20 protein-coding genes and 1 tRNA gene are annotated in these 19433 nt (G+C 66.3%); 11 read left to right on the top strand and 10 right to left on the bottom strand.

Annotated features, from left to right (window positions below):
• Positions 1-80: 80 nt before the first annotated feature.
• The gene (gene aliA / locus HHL10_RS24390; protein WP_169163017.1) at positions 81-1724 is read right to left on the bottom strand and encodes a cyclohexanecarboxylate-CoA ligase; all 1644 of its coding nucleotides are present in this window, start codon (positions 1722-1724) and stop codon (positions 81-83) included.
• A gap of 35 nt (positions 1725-1759) precedes the next feature.
• Complete coding sequence (gene aliB, locus HHL10_RS24395) at positions 1760-2911, bottom strand: cyclohexanecarboxyl-CoA dehydrogenase (RefSeq protein ID WP_169163018.1); 1152 nt, start codon at positions 2909-2911, stop codon at positions 1760-1762.
• Positions 2912-3886: 975 nt separating this feature from the next.
• Between aliB and HHL10_RS24400 the strand changes: the two genes are divergently transcribed.
• Positions 3887-4297, top strand: coding sequence for a hypothetical protein (locus HHL10_RS24400; RefSeq protein ID WP_169163019.1), 411 nt, complete (start codon positions 3887-3889; stop codon positions 4295-4297).
• 178 nt (positions 4298-4475) lie between these two features.
• A complete protein-coding gene (locus HHL10_RS24405; protein WP_235971776.1) occupies positions 4476-4964 on the top strand; it encodes a metal-dependent hydrolase in 489 nt (162 codons plus the stop codon).
• A 337-nt stretch (positions 4965-5301) separates the two neighbouring features.
• Here HHL10_RS24405 and HHL10_RS24410 read toward each other — a convergent pair whose 3' ends face one another.
• Both HHL10_RS24410 and HHL10_RS31075 read right to left on the bottom strand, forming a co-directional pair.
• Positions 5302-5922: a hypothetical protein gene (locus HHL10_RS24410; protein ID WP_169163020.1), complete on the bottom strand. Its 621-nt coding sequence runs from the start codon at positions 5920-5922 to the stop codon at positions 5302-5304.
• Between the two features lie 139 nt (positions 5923-6061).
• Complete coding sequence (locus HHL10_RS31075) at positions 6062-6421, bottom strand: H-NS family nucleoid-associated regulatory protein (RefSeq protein ID WP_169163021.1); 360 nt, start codon at positions 6419-6421, stop codon at positions 6062-6064.
• Between the two features lie 1343 nt (positions 6422-7764).
• On the opposite strand from HHL10_RS31075, the gene HHL10_RS24420 reads away from it, so the two are divergent.
• From HHL10_RS24420 to HHL10_RS24450, 7 genes are all read left to right on the top strand, one after another.
• Entirely contained in the window at positions 7765-9510 is a 1746-nt protein-coding gene (locus tag HHL10_RS24420) for a methyl-accepting chemotaxis protein (protein ID WP_169163022.1), read from the top strand.
• Between the two features lie 30 nt (positions 9511-9540).
• Entirely contained in the window at positions 9541-10128 is a 588-nt protein-coding gene (locus HHL10_RS24425; RefSeq protein ID WP_310734669.1) for a CopD family protein, read from the top strand.
• A gap of 86 nt (positions 10129-10214) precedes the next feature.
• A complete protein-coding gene (gene acuR, locus HHL10_RS24430) occupies positions 10215-10850 on the top strand; it encodes an acrylate utilization transcriptional regulator AcuR (protein ID WP_169163023.1) in 636 nt (211 codons plus the stop codon).
• 53 nt (positions 10851-10903) lie between these two features.
• Positions 10904-11887 (top strand): acrylyl-CoA reductase (NADPH), encoded by a 984-nt coding sequence (acuI, locus tag HHL10_RS24435; RefSeq protein ID WP_169163024.1) that lies wholly within the window; start codon positions 10904-10906, stop codon positions 11885-11887.
• Between the two features lie 173 nt (positions 11888-12060).
• Positions 12061-12243, top strand: a complete 183-nt coding sequence (locus HHL10_RS24440) for a hypothetical protein (protein ID WP_169163025.1) — start codon at positions 12061-12063, stop codon at positions 12241-12243.
• A 157-nt stretch (positions 12244-12400) separates the two neighbouring features.
• On the top strand, positions 12401-12835 hold the full coding sequence (locus tag HHL10_RS24445) for a single-stranded DNA-binding protein (RefSeq protein WP_169163026.1): 435 nt from the start codon (positions 12401-12403) through the stop codon (positions 12833-12835).
• A gap of 142 nt (positions 12836-12977) precedes the next feature.
• A complete protein-coding gene (locus HHL10_RS24450) occupies positions 12978-13481 on the top strand; it encodes a hypothetical protein (RefSeq protein WP_169163027.1) in 504 nt (167 codons plus the stop codon).
• Between the two features lie 77 nt (positions 13482-13558).
• On the opposite strand, the gene HHL10_RS24455 is transcribed toward HHL10_RS24450, so the two are convergent.
• Together HHL10_RS24455 and HHL10_RS24460 are read right to left on the bottom strand one after the other, a co-directional pair.
• Positions 13559-13810, bottom strand: a complete 252-nt coding sequence (locus tag HHL10_RS24455; RefSeq protein WP_169163028.1) for a hypothetical protein — start codon at positions 13808-13810, stop codon at positions 13559-13561.
• 11 nt (positions 13811-13821) lie between these two features.
• A tRNA-Leu gene (locus HHL10_RS24460) sits at positions 13822-13906 on the bottom strand.
• 454 nt (positions 13907-14360) lie between these two features.
• Between HHL10_RS24460 and HHL10_RS24465 the strand changes: the two genes are divergently transcribed.
• The gene (locus HHL10_RS24465) at positions 14361-14546 is read left to right on the top strand and encodes a CsbD family protein (RefSeq protein WP_169163029.1); all 186 of its coding nucleotides are present in this window, start codon (positions 14361-14363) and stop codon (positions 14544-14546) included.
• 91 nt (positions 14547-14637) lie between these two features.
• The gene (locus HHL10_RS24470; RefSeq protein ID WP_169163030.1) at positions 14638-14985 is read left to right on the top strand and encodes a hypothetical protein; all 348 of its coding nucleotides are present in this window, start codon (positions 14638-14640) and stop codon (positions 14983-14985) included.
• A 36-nt stretch (positions 14986-15021) separates the two neighbouring features.
• On the opposite strand, the gene HHL10_RS24475 is transcribed toward HHL10_RS24470, so the two are convergent.
• The 4 genes from HHL10_RS24475 to HHL10_RS31080 all read right to left on the bottom strand — a co-directional run bounded on the left by HHL10_RS24475 (position 15022) and on the right by HHL10_RS31080 (position 19338).
• Positions 15022-16581 (bottom strand): hybrid sensor histidine kinase/response regulator, encoded by a 1560-nt coding sequence (locus tag HHL10_RS24475; protein WP_169163031.1) that lies wholly within the window; start codon positions 16579-16581, stop codon positions 15022-15024.
• Positions 16582-16616: 35 nt separating this feature from the next.
• Positions 16617-18104: a DUF7125 family protein gene (locus tag HHL10_RS24480; RefSeq protein WP_169163032.1), complete on the bottom strand. Its 1488-nt coding sequence runs from the start codon at positions 18102-18104 to the stop codon at positions 16617-16619.
• A 258-nt stretch (positions 18105-18362) separates the two neighbouring features.
• Positions 18363-19157 carry a chemotaxis protein CheB gene (locus HHL10_RS24485; RefSeq protein WP_259373291.1) on the bottom strand — a complete coding sequence of 265 codons (795 nt, stop codon included), beginning with the start codon at positions 19155-19157 and terminating at the stop codon, positions 18363-18365.
• A complete protein-coding gene (locus tag HHL10_RS31080; protein WP_259373292.1) occupies positions 19078-19338 on the bottom strand; it encodes a chemotaxis protein CheB in 261 nt (86 codons plus the stop codon). The genes HHL10_RS24485 and HHL10_RS31080 overlap by 80 nt, the downstream gene beginning before the upstream one ends.
• Positions 19339-19433 lie beyond the last annotated feature (95 nt).

Below are 19433 nucleotides of genomic sequence, written 5' to 3' on the forward strand. Positions count from 1 at the left end.
GTGCTCAGCACGCGGCCCTCGTTGCCCGGCAGCTTGAGAAACCGAGCCTGGGCACGGGCCGTTCAAGGGGACAGCCTTGCTCAGAGCGAGCCGTCGTTGAGCATTTCGCGCAGCCTGAACTTCTGCACCTTCCCCGTGGGCGTGGCCGGCATCGCTTCGCGCACGACCAGCCGCTCGGGGATGTACTGGAGGGCGATCCGCTGCTCCTTGAGAAAGGCGACCATGCCTTCGAAGTCCAGCTGCTGACCGGGCTTGGGCACGACGATGGCGCAGGCCCGCTCGCCCAGGCGCTCGTCCGCATAAGCCACGATGGCCACCTGCGCCACGGCCGGGTGCCTGTAGAGCAGCGCCTCGACCTCCAGCACCGGGATGTTCTCGCCGCCGCGGATGATCACGTCCTTGCTGCGTCCGCTGATGCGGATGTAGCCGTTGGCGTCCATGCGCGCGCGGTCGCCGGTGTCGAACCAGCCGTCGGCGTCGGTGCCGTTCAATTGCGGGCGCTTGAGGTAGCCGCCGAAATTGGAGCAGGAACGCACCAGGAGGTTGCCGACCTGGCCCGCGGGCAGTTCCTTGCCGTCGGAGTCCACCACCTTCAGCTCGACACCGGGCAGCGGACAGCCGTCGGTGGAGAACGCCAGCTCGTCGGGATCGTCGAGCCTGATGAGCGTGACGGCGCCGTTCTCGGTCATGCCCCAGGCCGACACTATCTTGGTGCCCAGGACAGAGCGCGCCTGCTCGACCAGCGGCCCGGGGATAGGCGCTCCGGCACACAGGAAGGTCTTGAGGCTGGGCACCGGCTGGCCGCTCTCGCGGACTGCCTTGGTGAGATCGGTCAGGAAGGGCGTGGACGCCATCGTGAAGCTGGCGCCCTCGGCGCGCACCAGCTCCGCAACCCTGCGCGGCTCCCAGGTGTCCTGCAGCACCGCGCTGGCGCGCAGCATGATCGGCATCATCAGCCCGTACATGAAACCCGTCTGGTGCGCCATGGGCGAGGCCATCAGCACCACGTCATGTTGGCCCAGGCCCAGCCGCTCGGCGTAGGGAATGATGTTGGCCATCAGCGTGTTGGCCGAGTGCATCACGCCCTTGGGCTCCCCAGTGGTGCCCGAGGTGTAGAGCAGCTGGGTGATGTCGTCCGGGCCCGGACGGTGGCGGCTGAGGATGCCCGCGGCGTCCGAGCCGCGCTGTGCGTCGTGGCCCGCCAGCAGGGTATCGAAGGCATCAGGGCCTTCGCCGTCCACCACGACGATATGCTGCAGCGAGGGCACGGCCGGCTTGAGGGCGCGCGCCATCGCTTCGTGGTCGAAGCCGCGGAACACCTTGGGCACCACCAGCAGCCTGGCCTCGCCGTGGTTGAGCATGAAGGTCAGTTCGCGCTCGCGGAAGATGGGCATCAGCGGGTTGAGCACGGCACCGATGCGCGAGCACGCCAGGTACAGCGCCGTGAACTGCCACCAGTTGGGCAGCTGCATGGCCACCACGTCGTTGCGCCCGATACCCAGCCGTGCCAGGCCCAGCGCGAGGCGGTCGGCTACGTCGCCGAGTTCGCGGTAGGTGAAGCGGCGCAGCTCGCCCGTCTCCACCCGCAGCGCCGTGAGCGCCAGCTTGTCGGGGCAGGCCGCCACGCAGGCGTCCAGCGCGTCGTTGATGGTGCGGTCATGCCAGAGGCCCTGCGCGATGCTGTGCGCGCGGCGCGGCGGCAACAGGACGGCGTCGAATTCCATGGGCTGTCTCCTTCCTCGGTGGGTCAACGATCCGTTCAAGCCGGCACGGCGCCGCGGCCGGCGCGGGTGCGGGCGATGATGGTTTTCATGATCTGGGCCGTGCCGTCGCCGATCTGGAAGCCCAGCACGTCGCGCAGGCGCTGCTCCATCACGCCGCGGTCGTAGCCGCCATGGCCGTGCATCAGCAGGCACTGGTGCACCACGTCGTAGGCCAGCTTCGGCGCCCACCACTTGCACATCGCCGCTTCCGCGCTGTGCGGCAGGTCCTTGTCCTTGAGCCACAGTGCCTGCAGGCACAGCAGCCGCGCCGCCTCGACCTGCGTGTCGTAGTCGGCCAGCGGGTGCGACACCCCCTGGAAGGCCGACAGCGGCTTGCCGAAGGCCTGGCGCTCGGCCACGTAGGCCCAGGTTTCCTCCAGCGCCACGCGGGCCACCGCCAGCACCTGCAGCCCGATGAGCGCGCGCGAGTAGTCGAAGCCCTGCATCACCTGCACGAAGCCCTTGTTCTCGTCGCCCAGGCGGTGCGACACGGGCACCCGCACGTTCTCGAAGAAGATCGAGCCGCGGCCGATGGCGCGCTGGCCGTGGCAGTCAAAGCGGTTGCGCGTGACGCCGGGCAGGTCCATGGGCACCAGCAGCGCCGTCACGCCGTGGGCCGCGGACTCCACACTGCCGGTGCGGCCGAAGACGACCGCCGCGTCGGCTTGGTCTGCGGCGGAGATCGAGGTCTTCTCGCCGTTGAGGATGTACGTGTCGCCGTCGCGCTCGATGCGCAGGCGCAGGTTGGCCGCGTCGGAGCCGCCGCGCGGCTCGGTCAGCGCGATGGCCAGCAGCGCCTCGCCACGCGTCAGCCGCGTCAGCCAGGGCTGCACGATCTCGGGCTCGCCGTGCTGCGACAGGATCTGGCCGTTGAGCGAGGCCAGCAGGTTGATGTAAGAAATGCTGAGATCGGCACGGGCGATCTCCTCATGGATGACCCCGGCGGCCAGCACACCGAGGCCCTGGCCCCCGTACTCCTCGGGCAGCTCGGGCGCGATGAAGCCCATCTCGCCCATCTCGCGCATGAGTCGGCGGTCGAGCACGCGGGTGTTGTCGCGTTCCTGGAAGCCCGGCGCCACGCGGTCGGTCGCGTAGCGGCGGGCATGGTCGGCCAGGGACACCAGGTCGTCATCGAGGTACGGGTTCATGGGTGGTGCGTGTCGTTGGGTGAGGCTTGCCCTGGCGTGCTTCCTTGCGAAAGCGCGCCATGACGCGGTTGCGTGGCGGGGTCAGGCCCACGCTTGGGTATCACGTACCCCGTTCGGTCAATATGTTTACTCATCTTAGACACCACACCAGAAATAAACAAGCCAAGCGCCGTGGCGACGTTCTGTGGTATTCCCTAGGCATTCAAGGCTACAGTGCGGAAGCATGGCTGAATCCTGATCGAGCCGTTGTTCCCCTACTTTTGCCTATATACCAACATGTTTACACATGACAACGCGCAAACCGTGGAGAACGCAGAGCTGACCACGCAGCGGTGAGCCGTCCTGGCGGCGCTGTCACGCGACAAGGCGCGAGGCTGCATGGGCATGGGCGACCTGGCCCGTCGCCTCGGGGCGAGCCGGCAAAACTTTGAGGCGCGATCCGCCGCATGGAGTGCGACGGGTACGGCGCCGTGTGGCCGGGCCTGCGCGACCGGCGTTGCCGGGTGGCGGCGATCCTTGGTACGCCGTGGAACCGAGCAGCGCTGCGGCGCAGTCGAAGCGCCCCACCCTTGCGGAAAAGCGCGCTGCCCCCCGCCGCCGAGTGCGTACGGGTCGCTTCCAGCCCGCTCACTGCCCCGAGGGCAACACCCTGAGCCGGCGCAGGAAGGGGTTGTCGGTGATGAGCTGCAGCGCGCCGATCTCGCGCTTGGTCCCGGCATCGATCAGGTCGCAAGCGCCGGCGACATTGAGCCAGACCGCGTCACCGCCGCGTCGTCGCTGACTGCAGCAGGTCGCCCACGTGGCGCGTGAAGCGCAGCAACTGCGCCTCGTCCAAGGGCTGCCCGCAGCTCCCGCAGTGCCGCCTTCAGTGTTGGCGGCAGGCCGCAACCGACAGCGGCCGCCGTGCGCATGCTCTCTGCGCCGTCTGCACGTCGCGTCTGTGCTTGGCTGCTGGGCTGGTAGGAGGGCCCACTCATGCAGACCGAGCGCAGCGACCGGGAACGCTCCATCGAGACCCTCTGCCGCATCGAGCCGACGGTGGCCGCGGCACGTGAACTGGCGCTTCGGTTGTTCGGCCTTGCGCGCAGAGTCGTAACCTCGACGGATTCGATCGTGGACTGCCCCAGGCGCGCGCCTGCCCGATGCCAGATTTGCAACGCGTTGCGGCAGGGTTTGAGGCTGATCTGTCAGCCGTGTGAGCCGCGTTCAGTTCTCCATGTGGAGCAGCGGGCAGGTTCAGGGCCGGGTCAACTGGCTGAAGAACCTCAAGCGGCAGATGACGGGAAGGCCGAGCTTGACCTGATGGGAATTCGCCCGCGGCATCTGAACTGGGCTCTGCTGCAGAGATTGAGGGAGCGCCAGGTTTACATCGGTGTCGGCACTTAGAAAGTGCCGACACAGGAAAGTGCACAAAGCATCTCCTCAAGCGCAACAAGTTTTTTAGGCAGCAGACAGACCCTACGCGAGCCGTGGTTCAATGGTCGGCGCCTACTAACTTTACCTTTAGAATCAAAGATTATCGATTTCGGGTTTGGCAGTTTTGGCTTCGCGGCAGGCGCATGAATTGACAGGGTGGGCTGCAGGTATTGCAGCGGCAGCGTGGATCCTGCACCGAGAGGCGGCTGGTCCTTACCATGTATGGGCATTGGTAACCGTAGTGGCCGGCTATCTGGGGGGCACTGCGCCGGATTGGCTGGAACTCATCCCTTGGCGTAAAGGCAAGCGCTGGTGCACGCATCGCACGATTACGCATTGGGTGCCAGCCTGGGCAGGGCTGCTCTATGGCAGCAATCTCGGGCTCCCAGGCTGCTGGTGGTGCGCGCCCCTATTCGGGTTTGCGGCAGGGGGCCTGATACACCTGCTTATCGACTGGCCCAACCCCAGAGGCGTGCCCATTCTGTGGTCCCGGCACTCGCTCAATCTTTGGAAATCCGGGCGCGCCGATTCGTTTGTAGTGGTCATGTGCTGGATCGCCGCAGTTTGGGTGTTCGACTACTTGATCTTCGGGTCAGTGCATTTTCACCGTGCGCTGTCGCTTATTGAATTGGCGTGACGACCACTGCACGACTTCCAGGAAAGCCTGCTCTCCCGGCGCACATGAGAGGCACCCCTAGAAATGCATGAATAAATCGGGAGCCGCCGTATAAACGCTCAGAGCCCAAAGAAGTGATCTGATAAAATGACCACAGAGCGATTTATTGGCAGCCGAAGGGCTCAAGGACCCCTTGAAGTTGCCCGGAATCGCACTCGGTCAATTGATTCACACTTTCTGAGGCGACGCCGCCCTACATGTCGGCATTTTCTCGTCAAGTCACTCCAGACCGCACTCTTTCCAGAAGTGCATTGCCGATCACCTGTTCGATTGCAGCCAATAGAGTGGCTTTTAGGGATTACTCCGGACAATCACTCAGCGCCAGCTGAAATACGAGATAACTGCCCCATGAAGACCCAAAAGCCACAGAAGTAGCGGCCATCAGGGCAACACGATTATCAATATATTTAGCAAGCCACCAAAGGCTCGATATGATTCGACCGAAGTTGTTTAATTCATTTTCGGGCAATGACAGCATCACGTCACACATATCAGAGACCGAAACAGCAATTCGATCATCTCGGGCTGCTTCCTTGTGCTCACGCATGCGAGGCCGATGCTGCCGCAGCATCGATGCAGTCCAAAAGTAGTCACGCTTTTTGATTACTGGGGCTTGCGCCAAGAGCCGACGCGCCGCGCAAAGGCAGGTTGGGGGCTTGGGGCTCGCCAACATAAGCGATGCCAGGGGAACCACCGGATATGGCGCAGCGCCATCCTGGCGATTCAAATTCCCGCATCGAATGCCGAACTCTGTGACGGTCGTGACAATAAACCAGTTCTGGGCAATATTGAGTCCAGCCACCGACCCATGAAGCAGAGTGAAGGGCTGCGTTGCTTGCTGGCCGTCGCGTTGCCTTGAGTCCTGAACTACTGCCGCTGCGAGCAGCCATACCGACTGGTCGAACCGTTCATTGGCCACGGAGCTTAGTGCGCTCGCACTAACTCGTTTCTCGGGGTGGAGCCAGTACGCAGACACGCGTTACAAAGCGGGAATGCTCTGCCATGCCTGACGAGCGGGGCTCGGAGGAAGGCGGCCCCGCCGGTGTTTTCAGTTTCGTCTACGCGGCGACCTTACGTGGACGGCCGCGACGCTTGGGTGCCGCTTCCAGCCCCAGATCCTCCGGCGTCAACTGAAAGCCGCGCATAAGGTTCCGGATTTTCACCAACGCCTCGAGTCGGGCGTCTTCTTCCATTTGTTTGAGTTGCTCTTCGGCTTCGGTCAGTTCGGCGCGCAAATCGGCAATGCGGGCCTTGAGAGATTCGCGCGTAGGCTTGGCAACAGGCTTTACCCAGCCAGTTGGGGTTTCTTGTTCAATCATTTTCAGTTGCGAAGAGTCAGAAAACTCCGGAGTCGGGCGCATCGGCTTGACACAATCAGCCCGCCAGAGCCGTGATACAGCGAAGTCCTTGGCTTTCACACTGCCAAGCCGGGGCTCGGAAGGGCAGCGGCCATGCGTGAAAGAGAAGGCTTGCATCCCGAAGTCTAGCTTCAGAAATCAAAACCATCATGGTAGAGGTCCAAGCCTCGTCCGCATTCGCGTCGGTCCTCGCAGCAGTTGCCGGGGCGCGCTGGCTATCTTGGACTCATGAGGCCGAGCAACCCTTGTGCGTCGCCAATGTCGGCCCGGACCGTGGAGCGGTCAGCACTGACACCGGGGTCATCGATGTGTTTATGCCCGGTAGTGCCTGGTCAGGCACTCTTGCCTGGCGGCTTCATAAGTCCGATAGCGCATCGTCTCGCCCACCGCGCTAACCAACACGATTGCGCTGGAAAACGCCGATAACGCACAGATCGGTTTTTGGGCTGCACGCGGCCCTCTGGTGAGCACGATCAGGCAGTCACGTCTTTTCAGAGTCCGTAGGCTGTACAGCACGGAGCCACTTCAGCCGAGTCGAGCGAGGGACGGCCCCCATCTGTCCGGCGATGCACGCTTGGGCTGAGGCCGCTGCGACGGCTTGGAGTGCCCCGCTCCACCGACTTCGCTGATCAGCGCACCAGTTCTATAGCCTTGCGATCAGCTTGGCCCGTTGAGCCGGCCAAACATGTCCACAGGCGCTGCGACTGGGGCACCTGGCTACACGTGGTGCGGCGAAAGACACGGGGTTGCCCTTGGCGACCACACGTAGCGCCAGACGAGTCAATCAAGCACCTCATGCCACTCACCTTCAGCGACATATCGGTGTCGTCATGACCAAGCAGAACAGCCAAATAGCGTGGCGCTGTGGTCGGCTTCCAAGAATTGACACCGAAAGTCCCGCAGAAGAAATCACGTCGCGCGCTGCGTCTGCCAGCTCAAGCAAGCGCAGGCCATTGCCACATGCTCCAAAAGAAAGTCGGCCGTGCATGACCTTCACGGCATCAAACTCGCCATGCCTGGCCGGTAGTTACCGGCATCCGCTAAAACACACTTCAGATCGACGCCGCTGCCAAACCCCTTTGGAACACCGGCGCTGTGCTTGCGTGATGAGAATGCGCGAGGAAAGTGGCGTCCGGAAATAACCGGTGAAGATATGCGGCATTGTCAGCGGTTTGTCGAGCACCTGGAGCTCAGCCAGCAGCACCGGTTTACGCCAGGCGTTTTACCAAGAAGCCAATTCCGCCATGGGCTGTGAATTTGTGCACAGATCTACACGTTTTGCATGCCCGTTGAAGCGTTTCTGCTGCAATTTTTCAAGGCCTTTCCCTTCTACTCGCAATCTTTATGGAGACACAGCACCGGTGCAGTACCGGCCGGCCAGACAACACACGAATTTTGGGACCATGGGTTTCGCCAACAAATTTCGAATCGGTACCCGACTGGGCATGGGTTTCGCCGCTGTGCTGGCACTGCTGCTGCTCAGCGTCACCATTGCCGTGCTGAACTTCAACAAGGTTGACAGGGCATCGGAGAGGAGTGTCTCCGTGGACGGCGTGAAGGCCGAGGCCGTGGCCGCGCTTAATGCCTACACGCGCTCCAGCGCGCGCCGTGCGCTGGAGCTGGTCATGGCCACGGACTCCGGCCGTGCCGACAAGGCCCGCCAGTTCATCGCCGCCGACCAGCAGAAGTTCGTCGAGAGCCTGAACACCGTGATCAAGCTGGCCTACACGGCCGAAGGCAAGGCCATGTTGAACCGGATCGGGCAGCGCCACGACGCGGCCCGCGCCTCCATCGACAAGCTCGACAAGCTGCTGGCTGCTGGCCAACGCGATGACGCGGTGAAGGTGCTCGAAGGCGAGACGCTGCCGGCGCTGGACGCGCTGCAGGAGCAGGTGACGCAGTTGGCGGTGCTGCAGCAACAGCTGGTCGATGCCAGCGCCAAGACGCTGCTAGAGGACGTCGATTCCGGGCGGCTGCAGATGCTGGCGCTGGGCGTGCTGGGGCTGTTGGTCGGTGCGGGCTTCGCCTGGTGGCTCACCCACACGATCACCGAGCCCATCCACCAGGCGGTGAAGGTGGCCGAGACGGTGGCCGCGGGCGACCTAACCTCGCGCATCGAGGTCACCCGCCATGACGAAACCGGCGAACTGCTCAAGGCCCTGCACGACATGAACGACAGCCTGGTCCGCATCGTCACCGAGGTACGGCAGGACAGCTCGTCGATCGCCACCGGCAGCGCGCAGATTGCCTCCGGCAACGCCGACCTCAGCCAGCGCACGGAAGAGCAGGCTGCCAACCTGCAGCAGACCGCGGCCTCGATGGACCAGCTCACTTCCACCGTCAAGCAAAACGCCGACACCGCGGTGCAGGCCAACCAGCTGGCCAGCAGCGCCAGCCACGCCGCGGCCGAGGGTGGCGAAGTCATGAGCCGTGTCGTGGCGACGATGCAGGAGATCAGCGCCAGCTCGCACAAGATTGCCGACATCATCGGCGTCATCGACGACATCGCCTTCCAGACCAACATCCTGGCGCTCAACGCCGCGGTGGAAGCCGCGCGCGCCGGCGAGCAGGGCCGCGGCTTCGCCGTAGTGGCCGGCGAGGTGCGCAGCCTGGCGCAGCGCAGCGCCGAGGCGGCCAAGGAGATCAAGACGCTCATCAACACGAGCGTGGAGAAGGTTTCGGTCGGATCGCAACTGGTGGACGACGCGGGCCAGACCATCACGGGCATCGTGGAGCAGGTGCAGCGCGTGAGCGACCTGATCAACCAGATCACGGCCGCCAGCAGTGAGCAGAGCCAGGGCATTGCCCAGATCGACGCGGCCGTGGAGCAGCTCGACAAGGTCACGCAGCAGAACGCGGCGTTGGTGGAGGAAAGCGCCGCCGCTGCCGATAGCTTGAACCAGCAAGCCATCCGGCTGGCCGGAGTGGTGAGCGTGTTCCGGCTCGGCGACGACGCCGCGGCGTCCGCACCGGCGCCCGCCTCGACGCCGGTGATGACGCAACCCCCGCAAAGCCCGGCTCGGGCCGCTGCACCGAAGACGGTTGCCCCTGCTCCCAGCCCGCGCCTCGCTGCGCCCGCGCTCAACCTGGTCGCCACGCCGGCGAAGGCCAAGGTCCAGGACGACGCGGACGAGTGGACCAGCTTCTGAGCGCTCACCCGTGCCCCAAGGGGCGCGGCGGTGCTAAAGACACCGGAGCGGCTTTCCGCCAGCCAAGCCGCGACGGCATGCGGGGTTGCCACCACCGACCCCACACCCCGCGCGTCGGTTCACCCTCTCGGTAGACTGTTGCTTCCACTGCAACCTGCCGCCACCACCATGCCGCGCCAGCCGCTGATATTCCTGCACCTGCTGGCCGCGATAGCCTGGATCGGCGGCATGTTCTTCGCGTACTTCTGTCTCCGGCCCGCAGCCACCGAGGCACTTGATCCGCCCGGCCGGCTGCGGCTGTGGTCGGCGGTGTTTGCGCGTTTCCTGCGCTACACCGCCGTGGCGGTGGCCGTGCTCCTGGCCACGGGTTTTGCCCTGCTCGGCCAGGTCGGCTTCAGGCAGGCGCCCTTGGGCTGGCACGTCATGATGACACTGGGGCTGGTCATGACCGCCGTGTTTGCCTGCGTGTACGGAGTGCTGTATCCGCAACTGCGCAGGCACTGCGCGGCCTCGTCCTGGCCGGCGGCAGCCGAAACCCTCAACCGCATCCGCCGGCTCGTGGCCGTGAACCTCGTTCTGGGCGTGTGCGCCGTGGCGGCGGCCATCACGGCACGTTGAGCCGACGGCTTGCGCGGCAGGGTCTAGGCCCGGCAACCAGCAGGGGAACCCTTCCCGGTCTAGACGATCAGTCCAATAATGCGCTCATGAGCCAACAAACTGCCGTCGCGCGCCGCCGCGGACGCCCGGCCAGAGAGCACGAGGGCTATGGCGACACCCGCGAAGCCTTGGTGCGGGCCGGCGTGGTTGCACTGACCACGAAGGGCTTCTCCTCCACCGGCCTGGACGAAATCCTGCGCGGCGTGGGCGTGCCCAAGGGCTCCTTCTATCACTACTTCGGCAGCAAGGAAGCTTTCGGCGCCGAGCTCATCGATCGTTACGCGGAGTACTTTGCCCGCCGGCTCGACGACTTCCTGCTCGACGAGCAGGAGCCGCCGCTGCAGCGCCTGCGCAACTTCACTTCCGACGCCGAGAGCGCCATGGCGCGCCATGGCTTCGAGCGGGGCTGTCTGGTGGGCAACCTCGGCCAGGAGTCAGGCGCTCTGCCGGAGTCCTACCGCACCAGGCTCAGGCAGGTCTTCGACGACTGGCAACAGCGCACCGCGCGTTGCCTTGAAGCCGCACGGGCCAGCGGCGAGCTGGCGTCGGCAGCCGACTGCCAGCGGCTGGCGGCGTACTTCTGGATCGGCTGGGAAGGCGCGGTACTGCGCGCCAAGCTCGAGCGCGACGCGGCACCGCTGCGTCTTTTTGCCGACATGTTTTTTGCCGGCTTGCCTCGGTAAGTCTTTTTTTGGCTTTTTCTAGACGACCAGTCTATTTTTCTGAGGAGCAGAGCATGTTCAAGGCGATCCTGGTGGAGAAGGATGAGGCGGGCTACCGCGCAACGGTGCGTGAGCTCGATGACACGGCACTGCCCGACGGCGACGTGAGGTTGCGCGTCGCGTACTCGACACTCAACTACAAGGACGCGCTCGCCATCACCGGCAAATCGCCAGTGGTGCGCAAGTTCCCGTTGGTGCCGGGCATCGACCTGGCCGGAACGGTGGAGAGCAGCACGCATCCGGACTACAAGCCGGGGGATGCCGTTGTGCTCAACGGTTGGGGTGTGGGTGAGACGCACTGGGGCGGACTGGCCCAGCGCGCACGCCTGAGTGGCGACTGGCTGGTGCCGCTGCCGCAAGCGTTCACACCGGCCCAGGCCATGGCCATCGGCACGGCAGGCTACACGGCCATGCTGTGCGTCCTGGCGCTGGAGCAGCACGGCATCACGCCCGACAAGGGGCCGATCGTGGTCACCGGCGCCAGTGGCGGCGTGGGCAGCGTGGCCGTGGCGGTGCTGGCGAAGCTGGGCTACAGCGTGGCGGCCGTCACCGGGCGCCCTCAGGAGGCCGCCTACCTCCGCCAACTCGGCGCAACCCAGGTGCTGGAGCGTGCCGAGTTCACCGCGCCGGCCCGCCCGCTGGCCAAGGAGCGATGGGCCGGCGCCGTGGACACGGTAGGCAGCCACACGCTGGCCAACGTCTGCGCGCAGACGCAGTACCGCGGTGTCGTGACAGCCTGCGGCCTGGCTGGCGGGATGGATCTGCCCAGCACTGTGGCGCCGTTCATCCTGCGTGGCGTCACACTGGCAGGCATCGACAGCGTGATGTGCCCGCGTCCCGAACGGCTGCAGGCATGGCAGCGGCTGGCCTCCGACCTCAATTTGGAGCGGCTGGGCCTGATGGCCAGCGAGATTGCGCTGGAAGAGGCCTTGCCCGCGGCAGAAGCGCTGCTCGCAGGCCGGGTGCGCGGCCGCGTCGTGGTCGACGTCAACCGCTGAAGCCACCGGTGCACTGCCGGCAGGTGGAGCGTTTAGGCGCACCGCGCTCGCAACCGGCAACACGCTGGATGCCGTCGCGACCCTTCAAAGCTCGCCATCCCCTGCAAGTCGGTGGTCCAAGCGTCCTCGACCGATCGATACATTCTGAGACTTACGGCAACCAAAGGAAGCATATGAATCCGTTTGCCCAGCTCGTATCGCCCGAGGCCCTGGTCGACGCCATTGCGGCGTCCGTCGAGCTCCAGCAGTTGCCCGGGCGTGCCTACCGGCCACTCGACACGCTGCACGGACTTTGGAGCAAGCAGCCGCTGTCCGAGCGCCGCGACGACGATCCACCGTTGCAACCACAGTCCTGAACGCGAGCCAGCAAGGGGCTCTCGCACCGGTTATGGAGGCCGTGTTCGCTGCTTCCTGCTCGGTTGCCAGCCTTCGGTCATCGGAAGGGACATGGCATGGCCCACGCCAAGTGCGCTACCTTGTCGCGGTGAGCAACAAGCTGACCGGGGAGCACTCATGATCGAAGGTCTGGTTTCCGGGAAGGTCTATGGCCGGCCTGAGCAGCGTGTGGGCACCAACAGCGGCAAGCCGTTCGCGACGGCCAAGGTCCGGGCGGCCACCAGCAACGGGGAAACGCTGTTCGTCAACGTCCTGGCTTTCGATGCCACGGCCCAGGCGGCGTTGCTGGCGCTTTCCGATGGCGACGCTGTGTCGCTGGCAGGTACTCTCACACCCAAGGTCTGGACGGATCGGGAAGGCCAGGCGCGCCCGGCACTCGACATGGTGGCCAGCCAGGTCCTCACGGCCTACCAAGTCAAGCGCAAGCGCGATGCCGTGAGCAGCACGGACCGGCCTTTGGGGCAGAAGCTTCCCGCGTCGCAGGACGACGACCGTGCGCCAGTGCCGCCTGCCGCCGCGGCGCAGACTGACGAGGACGCGCCGTGGAATTGAAGAAATCCTTTGCATACCCAGGCCGTTGGCCTCGCATCGACGGCAGTGGCCTGAACCGACCTGGATAGTCGGTGCTCTCTCGCGGGGAAAGATGCTGCAATCTGGCATACTGTTGTTTAATACAGTATTCCGAGCTGGGAACATGGAAGCTGAGGCATTGAATTCGGTACTGGCTGGCGAGGTAGCGGAAGCCGTGCACGAAGAGCGGTTGTGGAGTGACAACGGTTGGACGGCGCAGGTCATCAAGAACGAGGATGACGATGGCTGGGCGGTGTCCATGACACGCCACGGCGATGCGGAGCCCAGTCTGGTCGGACCGTGGACCATGGGCCGCGACAAGAAGAATCCCAAACCGCTGGACGTGTCGGCCTTCAACACGCTCGTGAAAACTGCCAGCGAGGTGCTGCGCCGCGCCGAGCAGCACCGGCACGCCCTGCTTCACAAGAACGTCACGGTCAGCATCGGGGGTGAAAGCATCACCGTCGAGCTCGACATCGTGCCCGACGAGTACGAGCCCTATGCCGTACTGTCGGCCAAGGACATCTTTGGCGAGGAATTGGCCAGCGTGCGCGTGCGCCCCGACTTCAAGCTCAACACGGCCAGTGCTTGGGCATGGATCGAGAGCGGCTATCGCGCACCCAGGTGAGCGGCGCAGCACGACAGCGCAGGGCGTCCATTGCAGTCCTGTTGAGAGCCGCTGCCCTAATTCACCTGACAGCCATTTCATCCTGACCGGCCATAGCCGCAATGCCGGGAGTGGCTGCGACACTCCGCTGGGCCGAAGGCATCCAGCAGTTCGCCGATGGCGGTCCACAGCGCCTTCACAGTGCGCGCTGAAGCCCGTTGCAACAGCTGCTTGGGCTTGGAAAAGACCTGCCCGAAGGAATTGAAGTCGGCGCTGCAGGACGGCAGGTACAGCCGCGTGGCGCCGCGCGCCTTCGTGCAGGGGCCCGCTTCGCGCAGGTCCGCGCTCAAGTGGCGGGTGTTGGTGCGCCTGGCCAGACTCGAACTGGCACGAGTTTCCTCACTGCCCCCTCAAGACAGCGCGTCTACCAATTTCGCCACAGGCGCGTGGTGCCGGCTTGAAGCCGGCAGAAGAAGTCATGACCAGGCCGCACCGTCGTTCCCTGCCAAGCCGGGAATGGTAGCACAAGACATGAGTGACGTTGAGGCCGCATCGTCCTCCGTATGGCTCGTGCGTGCGCCGTCCATCAGTGGATAGCGTTCTTGAAGGAAGTTGCTTCATTGAGCCGCGCCAGGATGCTGCTGAGCATGGCCTGCGCATCGCACACGTCGCACCCAGCCGCCGGACTTGCCGTTTCGAACGGACACCGTGCGGCCGGCGGCTGGCGCTGCAGGCCACTGAGTTTCGAGCGTGGTGAATCCCTTGGTTGGGGTCAGCCTCGTCTGACATTGCGTTCGGCCCCCTCCGACAAACCAACGGGATCTTGGACGAGTGCACGAAGGACGCGCACGCACCACAGTCACGTCACCGGCATGTGCCGAACCACGATGAAAGGCAAGCATGAACAAGGATCAGGTCAAGGGTGTGGCTAAACAGGCCAAGGGCAGGCTCAAGGAAGCTGCGGGTGACCTCAGCGGGAACCGGCAACTGCAGCAGGAAGGCCGTGCCGATCAGGTGGGTGGCAGCGTGCGCAAGGGCGTCGGCGATGCCAAGGAACAAGTGAAGCGGGCCATCGACAAGCTCTGAATGCCGCTGGCTGCAGCGGGGCAGGCACTCGACCGCGCCCCCTGATGATCCAGGCCGAAACTTCGCTCAACGATATCGGGAGTACTTCACCATGAATGCCATCCGCCACAGCTTCTTCGCCGCAGCCATCACGTTGGCCGCTCTTGCCGGTGCCGCGCAGGCCGCGGACCAGTCCAACGTCGGCACCGGTACCTCGGCCGCGCAGCGCGAGATGGACCGCGGCGTGCCGGGCGTGGATGTCGACGTCGGCAAGAACGCCAAGGGCGCCATCGACGTCAACGTCAACAAGGCCAATGCCAACGAGGCGCCGCCGGCGCGCAACGAGACCGCACGCGGCGTGCCCGGCGTCGACGTGGACGTCGGCCGCAACGCCCACGGGGCGGTGGACGTGCACACGGACCGCTCCACCATCCGCCCTGCGCGAGCCGACCGCAACTGAGCGCGGCGGCAGATCCCGGAACCGGCGGGCCCGGACTCACGGCCGCAAGCCCAGCACCCGGCCAATGTCCTCCATGGAGGCCGGCTTGGTGAGGTGGGCGTCGAAGCCGGCCGTGCTGGACAGCTGCCGGTCCTTCACAGCGCCCCAGCCGGTGAGCGCCACCAACGTGACACCGCGCTGCACCGGGTCCTGGCGCAGCCGTGCCGCCACCTCGCGCCCGTCGATGTCGGGCAGCCCGATGTCGCAGAACACGATGTCAGGCTGCAGCGCCTGCGCGGCCTGCAAGCCGGCGCCGCCGCTGTACCGGGCGCATGCGGCGTGGCCCATGGTTTGCAAGCACAGGCACAGCGCGTCAGCAGCGTCGGCGTTGTCGTCGATGACGAGCACGCGCAGCGCACTGGCAGGCTTGGGCGGATCGGTGCGCTGCGTGCCCGGCACTCCTGGCGCCGGCACGGGCAGCAGCGGCAGCGTCACCACGAAGGTGCTGCCCTCATCCGGGCCGGGACTGTGGGCGGCCACCGTGCCGCCGTGCATCTCGACGAGCCGGCGCACCAGCGACAGGCCCAGACCCAGCCCGCCCTGCGTGCGCGAAGCACCGTCCCGGATCTGCACGTACATGTCGAACACCCGGGTCAGCATTTCCGGCGCTATGCCCACGCCGGTGTCGGTCACGCGCAGTTCGGCCCTGCCCTCGCGCGAGCGCAGCTCCACCGTGATCCGGCCGCCATCGGGCGTGTACTTGGCCGCGTTGCCGATGAGGTTGCCCAACACCTGCACGAGCCGGGCGCGGTCGGCTTCGACCCAGATGGGTTGATGTGCCAGCTTGAGCTCGACCCCGTGGCGCGCGGCCCCGATCATCGGCGCACAGCCCTCCAGGGCGGCGTCCACCACCTCGCGCAACTCCAGCGGCTGGCGCACCAGCTCGATCTTGCCGCGCGAGATGCGCGCCACGTCCAGCAGGTCGTCGACGAGCCGCACCATCAGCCCCATCTGCCGCTCCATCATCCCCAGCACGCCCGCGAGGCGCGGATCGGACGATGGCAAGACCATGGCGCGCAGCACCGACAGCCCGGTGCGCAAGGGCGCCAGCGGGTTGCGCAGCTCGTGCGCCAGGGTGGCCAGAAACTCGTCCTTGCGCCGGTCGCTTTCGCGCAACTCGACTTCCGCACGTTCCTGCAGGAGCAGGTGATCGCGAATTTGGTACTGGCGCTCGCGCGCCCGCAGTGCGGACCGGACGGCGCTGAGCATCGAACGGGCCGAGACGGGACGGTCCAGCAGCGTCACGTTGCCCAGCCGCTCCAGCACCTGGGCCACCACCGGCGGCGGCTGGCGGTCGCGCGCCAGCGCCACCACCGGCACGTCTGACCAGGGCGGCTGCAGCGCCAGCGCGGCCACGAGCGCCTCGATGGCCGGCTCGCACAACGCAGCTTCGGTGAGCATGACCACGCCCACGCCTTGCGCCATGTGCTCGCACAGCACGGCCGGGGTGGCGCACACCACGCCGTCGAGGCCGTTCTGTGCCAGCAAGGCCAGCGTGACTTCGCCGTCGCGGCGCGTCGGCGGCAACACCAGCACGCGTTGTCCGGGCGGTTTCATGCTGGCGAGTCGGTCGGCATCGCGTTGCGAGCGCGTCACGACATGAGGCCCTCGGGGTGCAGGCTGATTTCCATGGGCACGCCGGCCAGGACGCCGCGCAGCTGCGTCAGCGGCGCGCTCAGGTGCACGCCTTCGCCATCGAACCAGATCTGCCGGATCGTCTCCTCATGGCGGCCACTGCGCTTCTTGAGCACCGAGATGGCCTTCTTCACCCGGCCCTCGTGTTCGAACATGCGCAGCATGATGACGGTGTCGGCCAGGTAGCTGGCATCCACGGGCGCTTGCATGTTGGGGCCCAGCAGGCCGCTTTGCGCCGCGACCAGGAAGGTTGCCACGCCGTGGTTGTTGAGGTAGCTCAGCAGCTCGTGCAACTGCGCCGTGAGGAGGCGCCCGTCGGGCATCGCATTGAGATAGCCGTTGAGGCTGTCGATGATGATGACCCGGGCCTCGGAAACCTCCACCGCCTCGCGCACCAGCGCGGCGAACTCGCCCGGCGCGATCTCTGCGGGGTCAATCTGGCGTACGTGCACCTGGCCCGCCCCGGCGCCCTCCGGAAGCGGCATGCCCAACCCCGCGCAGCGGGCCAGGAGAATGGCGCGCGACTCGTCGAAGGTGAACACCGCCGCATGGGCCCCACGGGCCGCGGCCGCCTGCGCGTACTGCAGCGCCACGGTGGACTTGCCGCTGCCCGGCGGCCCGAGCAGCAGCGTCGTCGTGCCCCGGTCGATGCCTCCGCCCAGCAGCGCGTCCAGGGCCGCCACGCCGCTGGGCACGGTCTCACGCTGGAAGTCGGTGCCGAGGTTGGCTGCGGCCAGGCGTGCAAACACCTGCAGACCGCCGCGGCGGATGGCCATGTCGTGAAAGCCGCTGCGAAAGTCGCTGCCGCGGAACTTCACCACCTGCAGCTGCCGCTGCGCCTGCCCATAGCTCGGCGCGCGCTGGTCCAGCGCGATCACGCCGTGGGCGATGCTCTGCAGCTGCAGGTCGGGCCCTTCGGCCGTGCGGTCGTCGAGCAGCAGCACCGTGCAGCGGCGCGCGGCGAAGAACTGCTTGAGCGCCAGGATCTGGCGCCGGTAGCGCAGCGAGCTCTGCGCCAGCAGCCGCAGCTCCGACAGGGAGTCGAAGACCATGCGGCTCGGGTTGACGCGCTGCACGGCCTGCAGCACCTGGCGTGTCGTCTCGGTGAGCTCCACCTCCGACGGGTGGTACATCGTCAGCTCGGCATCGCCGTCGAGCTCGCCTTCGCGCCCGATGAGCTCCTCGATCTCGACCCCGTCCAGGCCCATCCCATGGGAGGCGGCACCGGCGAGCAGCTCCTCGCGGGTTTCGGAGAGCGTGATGTAGAGGCAGCGTTCGCCCGCGCGGATGCCTTCGCGCAGGAACTGCAGCGCCAGCGTGGTCTTGCCCGCGCCCGGGTTGCCATCGATGAGGTAGAGCCGGTGCTCGATCAGCCCGCCATGCAGCACGTCGTCGAGGCCGGGCACGCCGGTAGAGGCGCGTTGAGTGTCGTGGTCGTGTTCCATGGCAGTCGTCTCGCGAAACAACCCGTTTGGGCAGGCAGATGCTGCGCCTGCCGCGGACCTTGGCTTCAAGGCCTGCCGATCAGGAGCCGACATCCGGCAGCGCCACCGTGTCGGAGTGGCAAGCCCGGTGCACCATGGGCGCGCCGCTCGGCAGGATCACGGTGCACCGGCTCCGGCACTGCTTGGGCACTCTAACCCCTGGACACGCCCGGGCCTTCAGAAGGCTCCCCGGGGCCGGCAGAGCCCAGCGACGGTCGCTCAGGGTCTTTCCACCAGGCTGCGCAGCATCCGCGCCTGATCGCCGAGGCTGCCGGCCTCGTCCTCGGCCTGCTGCGCGCGGTCCTCATCACCCGCCGAGCGCTCCAGCGCAGCGACTTTGCGCAGCAGTTCCTTCTCCTGCAGCGCGCGCACGGCTGACCAAAGTGCATTCTCGGTGGCCTCCTGCTGCACCGCCGCCAGCGAGCGCAGCGAGAAGCCGTGCCCGGTGTGGCAACGGTAGCGCGGCGGGTGGGCGCCCTGGATCTCCCACAGTGCACCCTTGCAGTCCGGGCACGCCAGCGTCGAAGGCACGCCGATCTGCCGTAGCTCGTCCATCGCGTTGTCAGCTCCCAGCCCGGCCAAGTGCTCGTGTACCAAGTGTGGCGACGGTGCCGCGACCGTGGCCGGGGCAGTCTGCCGCACCAGCTCCACCAGCAGCGGCGCGATGCGCGCCAGCGGCACGCAATGATCCACTTCCACCGCCTGCAACGCCGCGCCGGGCATGCACGGGTCCTCGGCGCCGTCCGGGTCCTGTACGACGGCCAGGCCGCCGCACTGCTTGATGGCCTGCAGCCCGGCGGTGTCGTCATCGAGCCCGCCGCTGAGCAGCACGCCGATGACGCGCGGGCCCTGGCTCAGCGCAGCCGAGCGGAACAGCGGGTCCACCGCCGGGCGGGTGTGGTGCTCCCTGGGCCCGCGCGAGAGCAGCACCATCTCACCCTGCAGCAGCAGGTGGTGGTCGGGCGGGGCCACCAGGATGCGCCCGGGCCGGATCGCGTGGCCCGAAGCAGGCATGGGCGGCGGGTAGCGGCCCGACCGCCTCCAGCAGCGCAGGCAGCGTGCTCTCATGGGCGCCGATGTGCAGCACCACGCACACCGCGGCGGCGAAGTCCGCCGACAGCCCCGCGGCCACTACACGCAGCGCGTGCACGCCGCCGGCACTGGCGCCGATCACCACGATGTCGCGACGGGGCATGGCGGCGTCCGTTGTGAAGATGCCGCCCTGGGAGCAAACCGGGCTCCCGGTAGCGGTTTCCCGGCGTGGGCCTGCGCAGCGAGACAATGGCAGGC

The sequence above is a fragment of the Azohydromonas caseinilytica genome (genome assembly GCF_012927045.1).
GTDB classification, from domain to species: domain Bacteria; phylum Pseudomonadota; class Gammaproteobacteria; order Burkholderiales; family Burkholderiaceae_C; genus Azohydromonas; species Azohydromonas caseinilytica.

Excerpts from the sequence above, each read along its gene's own strand:
- HHL10_RS24400 (WP_169163019.1), top strand. The coding sequence starts at position 3,887 with ATGCAGACCGAGCGCAGCGACCGGGAACGCTCCATCGAGACCCTCTGC.
- HHL10_RS24475 (WP_169163031.1), bottom strand. The coding sequence starts at position 16,581 with ATGAAACCGCCCGGACAACGCGTGCTGGTGTTGCCGCCGACGCGCCGC.
- HHL10_RS24420 (WP_169163022.1), top strand. The coding sequence starts at position 7,765 with ATGGGTTTCGCCAACAAATTTCGAATCGGTACCCGACTGGGCATGGGT.
- HHL10_RS24485 (WP_259373291.1), bottom strand. The coding sequence starts at position 19,157 with ATGCCTGCTTCGGGCCACGCGATCCGGCCCGGGCGCATCCTGGTGGCC.
- HHL10_RS24440 (WP_169163025.1), top strand. The coding sequence starts at position 12,061 with ATGAATCCGTTTGCCCAGCTCGTATCGCCCGAGGCCCTGGTCGACGCC.
- aliB (WP_169163018.1), bottom strand. The coding sequence starts at position 2,911 with ATGAACCCGTACCTCGATGACGACCTGGTGTCCCTGGCCGACCATGCC.
- HHL10_RS24465 (WP_169163029.1), top strand. The coding sequence starts at position 14,361 with ATGAACAAGGATCAGGTCAAGGGTGTGGCTAAACAGGCCAAGGGCAGG.
- HHL10_RS24470 (WP_169163030.1), top strand. The coding sequence starts at position 14,638 with ATGAATGCCATCCGCCACAGCTTCTTCGCCGCAGCCATCACGTTGGCC.
- HHL10_RS24450 (WP_169163027.1), top strand. The coding sequence starts at position 12,978 with ATGGAAGCTGAGGCATTGAATTCGGTACTGGCTGGCGAGGTAGCGGAA.
- HHL10_RS24445 (WP_169163026.1), top strand. The coding sequence starts at position 12,401 with ATGATCGAAGGTCTGGTTTCCGGGAAGGTCTATGGCCGGCCTGAGCAG.
- acuR (WP_169163023.1), top strand. The coding sequence starts at position 10,215 with ATGAGCCAACAAACTGCCGTCGCGCGCCGCCGCGGACGCCCGGCCAGA.
- HHL10_RS24480 (WP_169163032.1), bottom strand. The coding sequence starts at position 18,104 with ATGGAACACGACCACGACACTCAACGCGCCTCTACCGGCGTGCCCGGC.
- acuI (WP_169163024.1), top strand. The coding sequence starts at position 10,904 with ATGTTCAAGGCGATCCTGGTGGAGAAGGATGAGGCGGGCTACCGCGCA.
- aliA (WP_169163017.1), bottom strand. The coding sequence starts at position 1,724 with ATGGAATTCGACGCCGTCCTGTTGCCGCCGCGCCGCGCGCACAGCATC.
- HHL10_RS31080 (WP_259373292.1), bottom strand. The coding sequence starts at position 19,338 with ATGCCCCGTCGCGACATCGTGGTGATCGGCGCCAGTGCCGGCGGCGTG.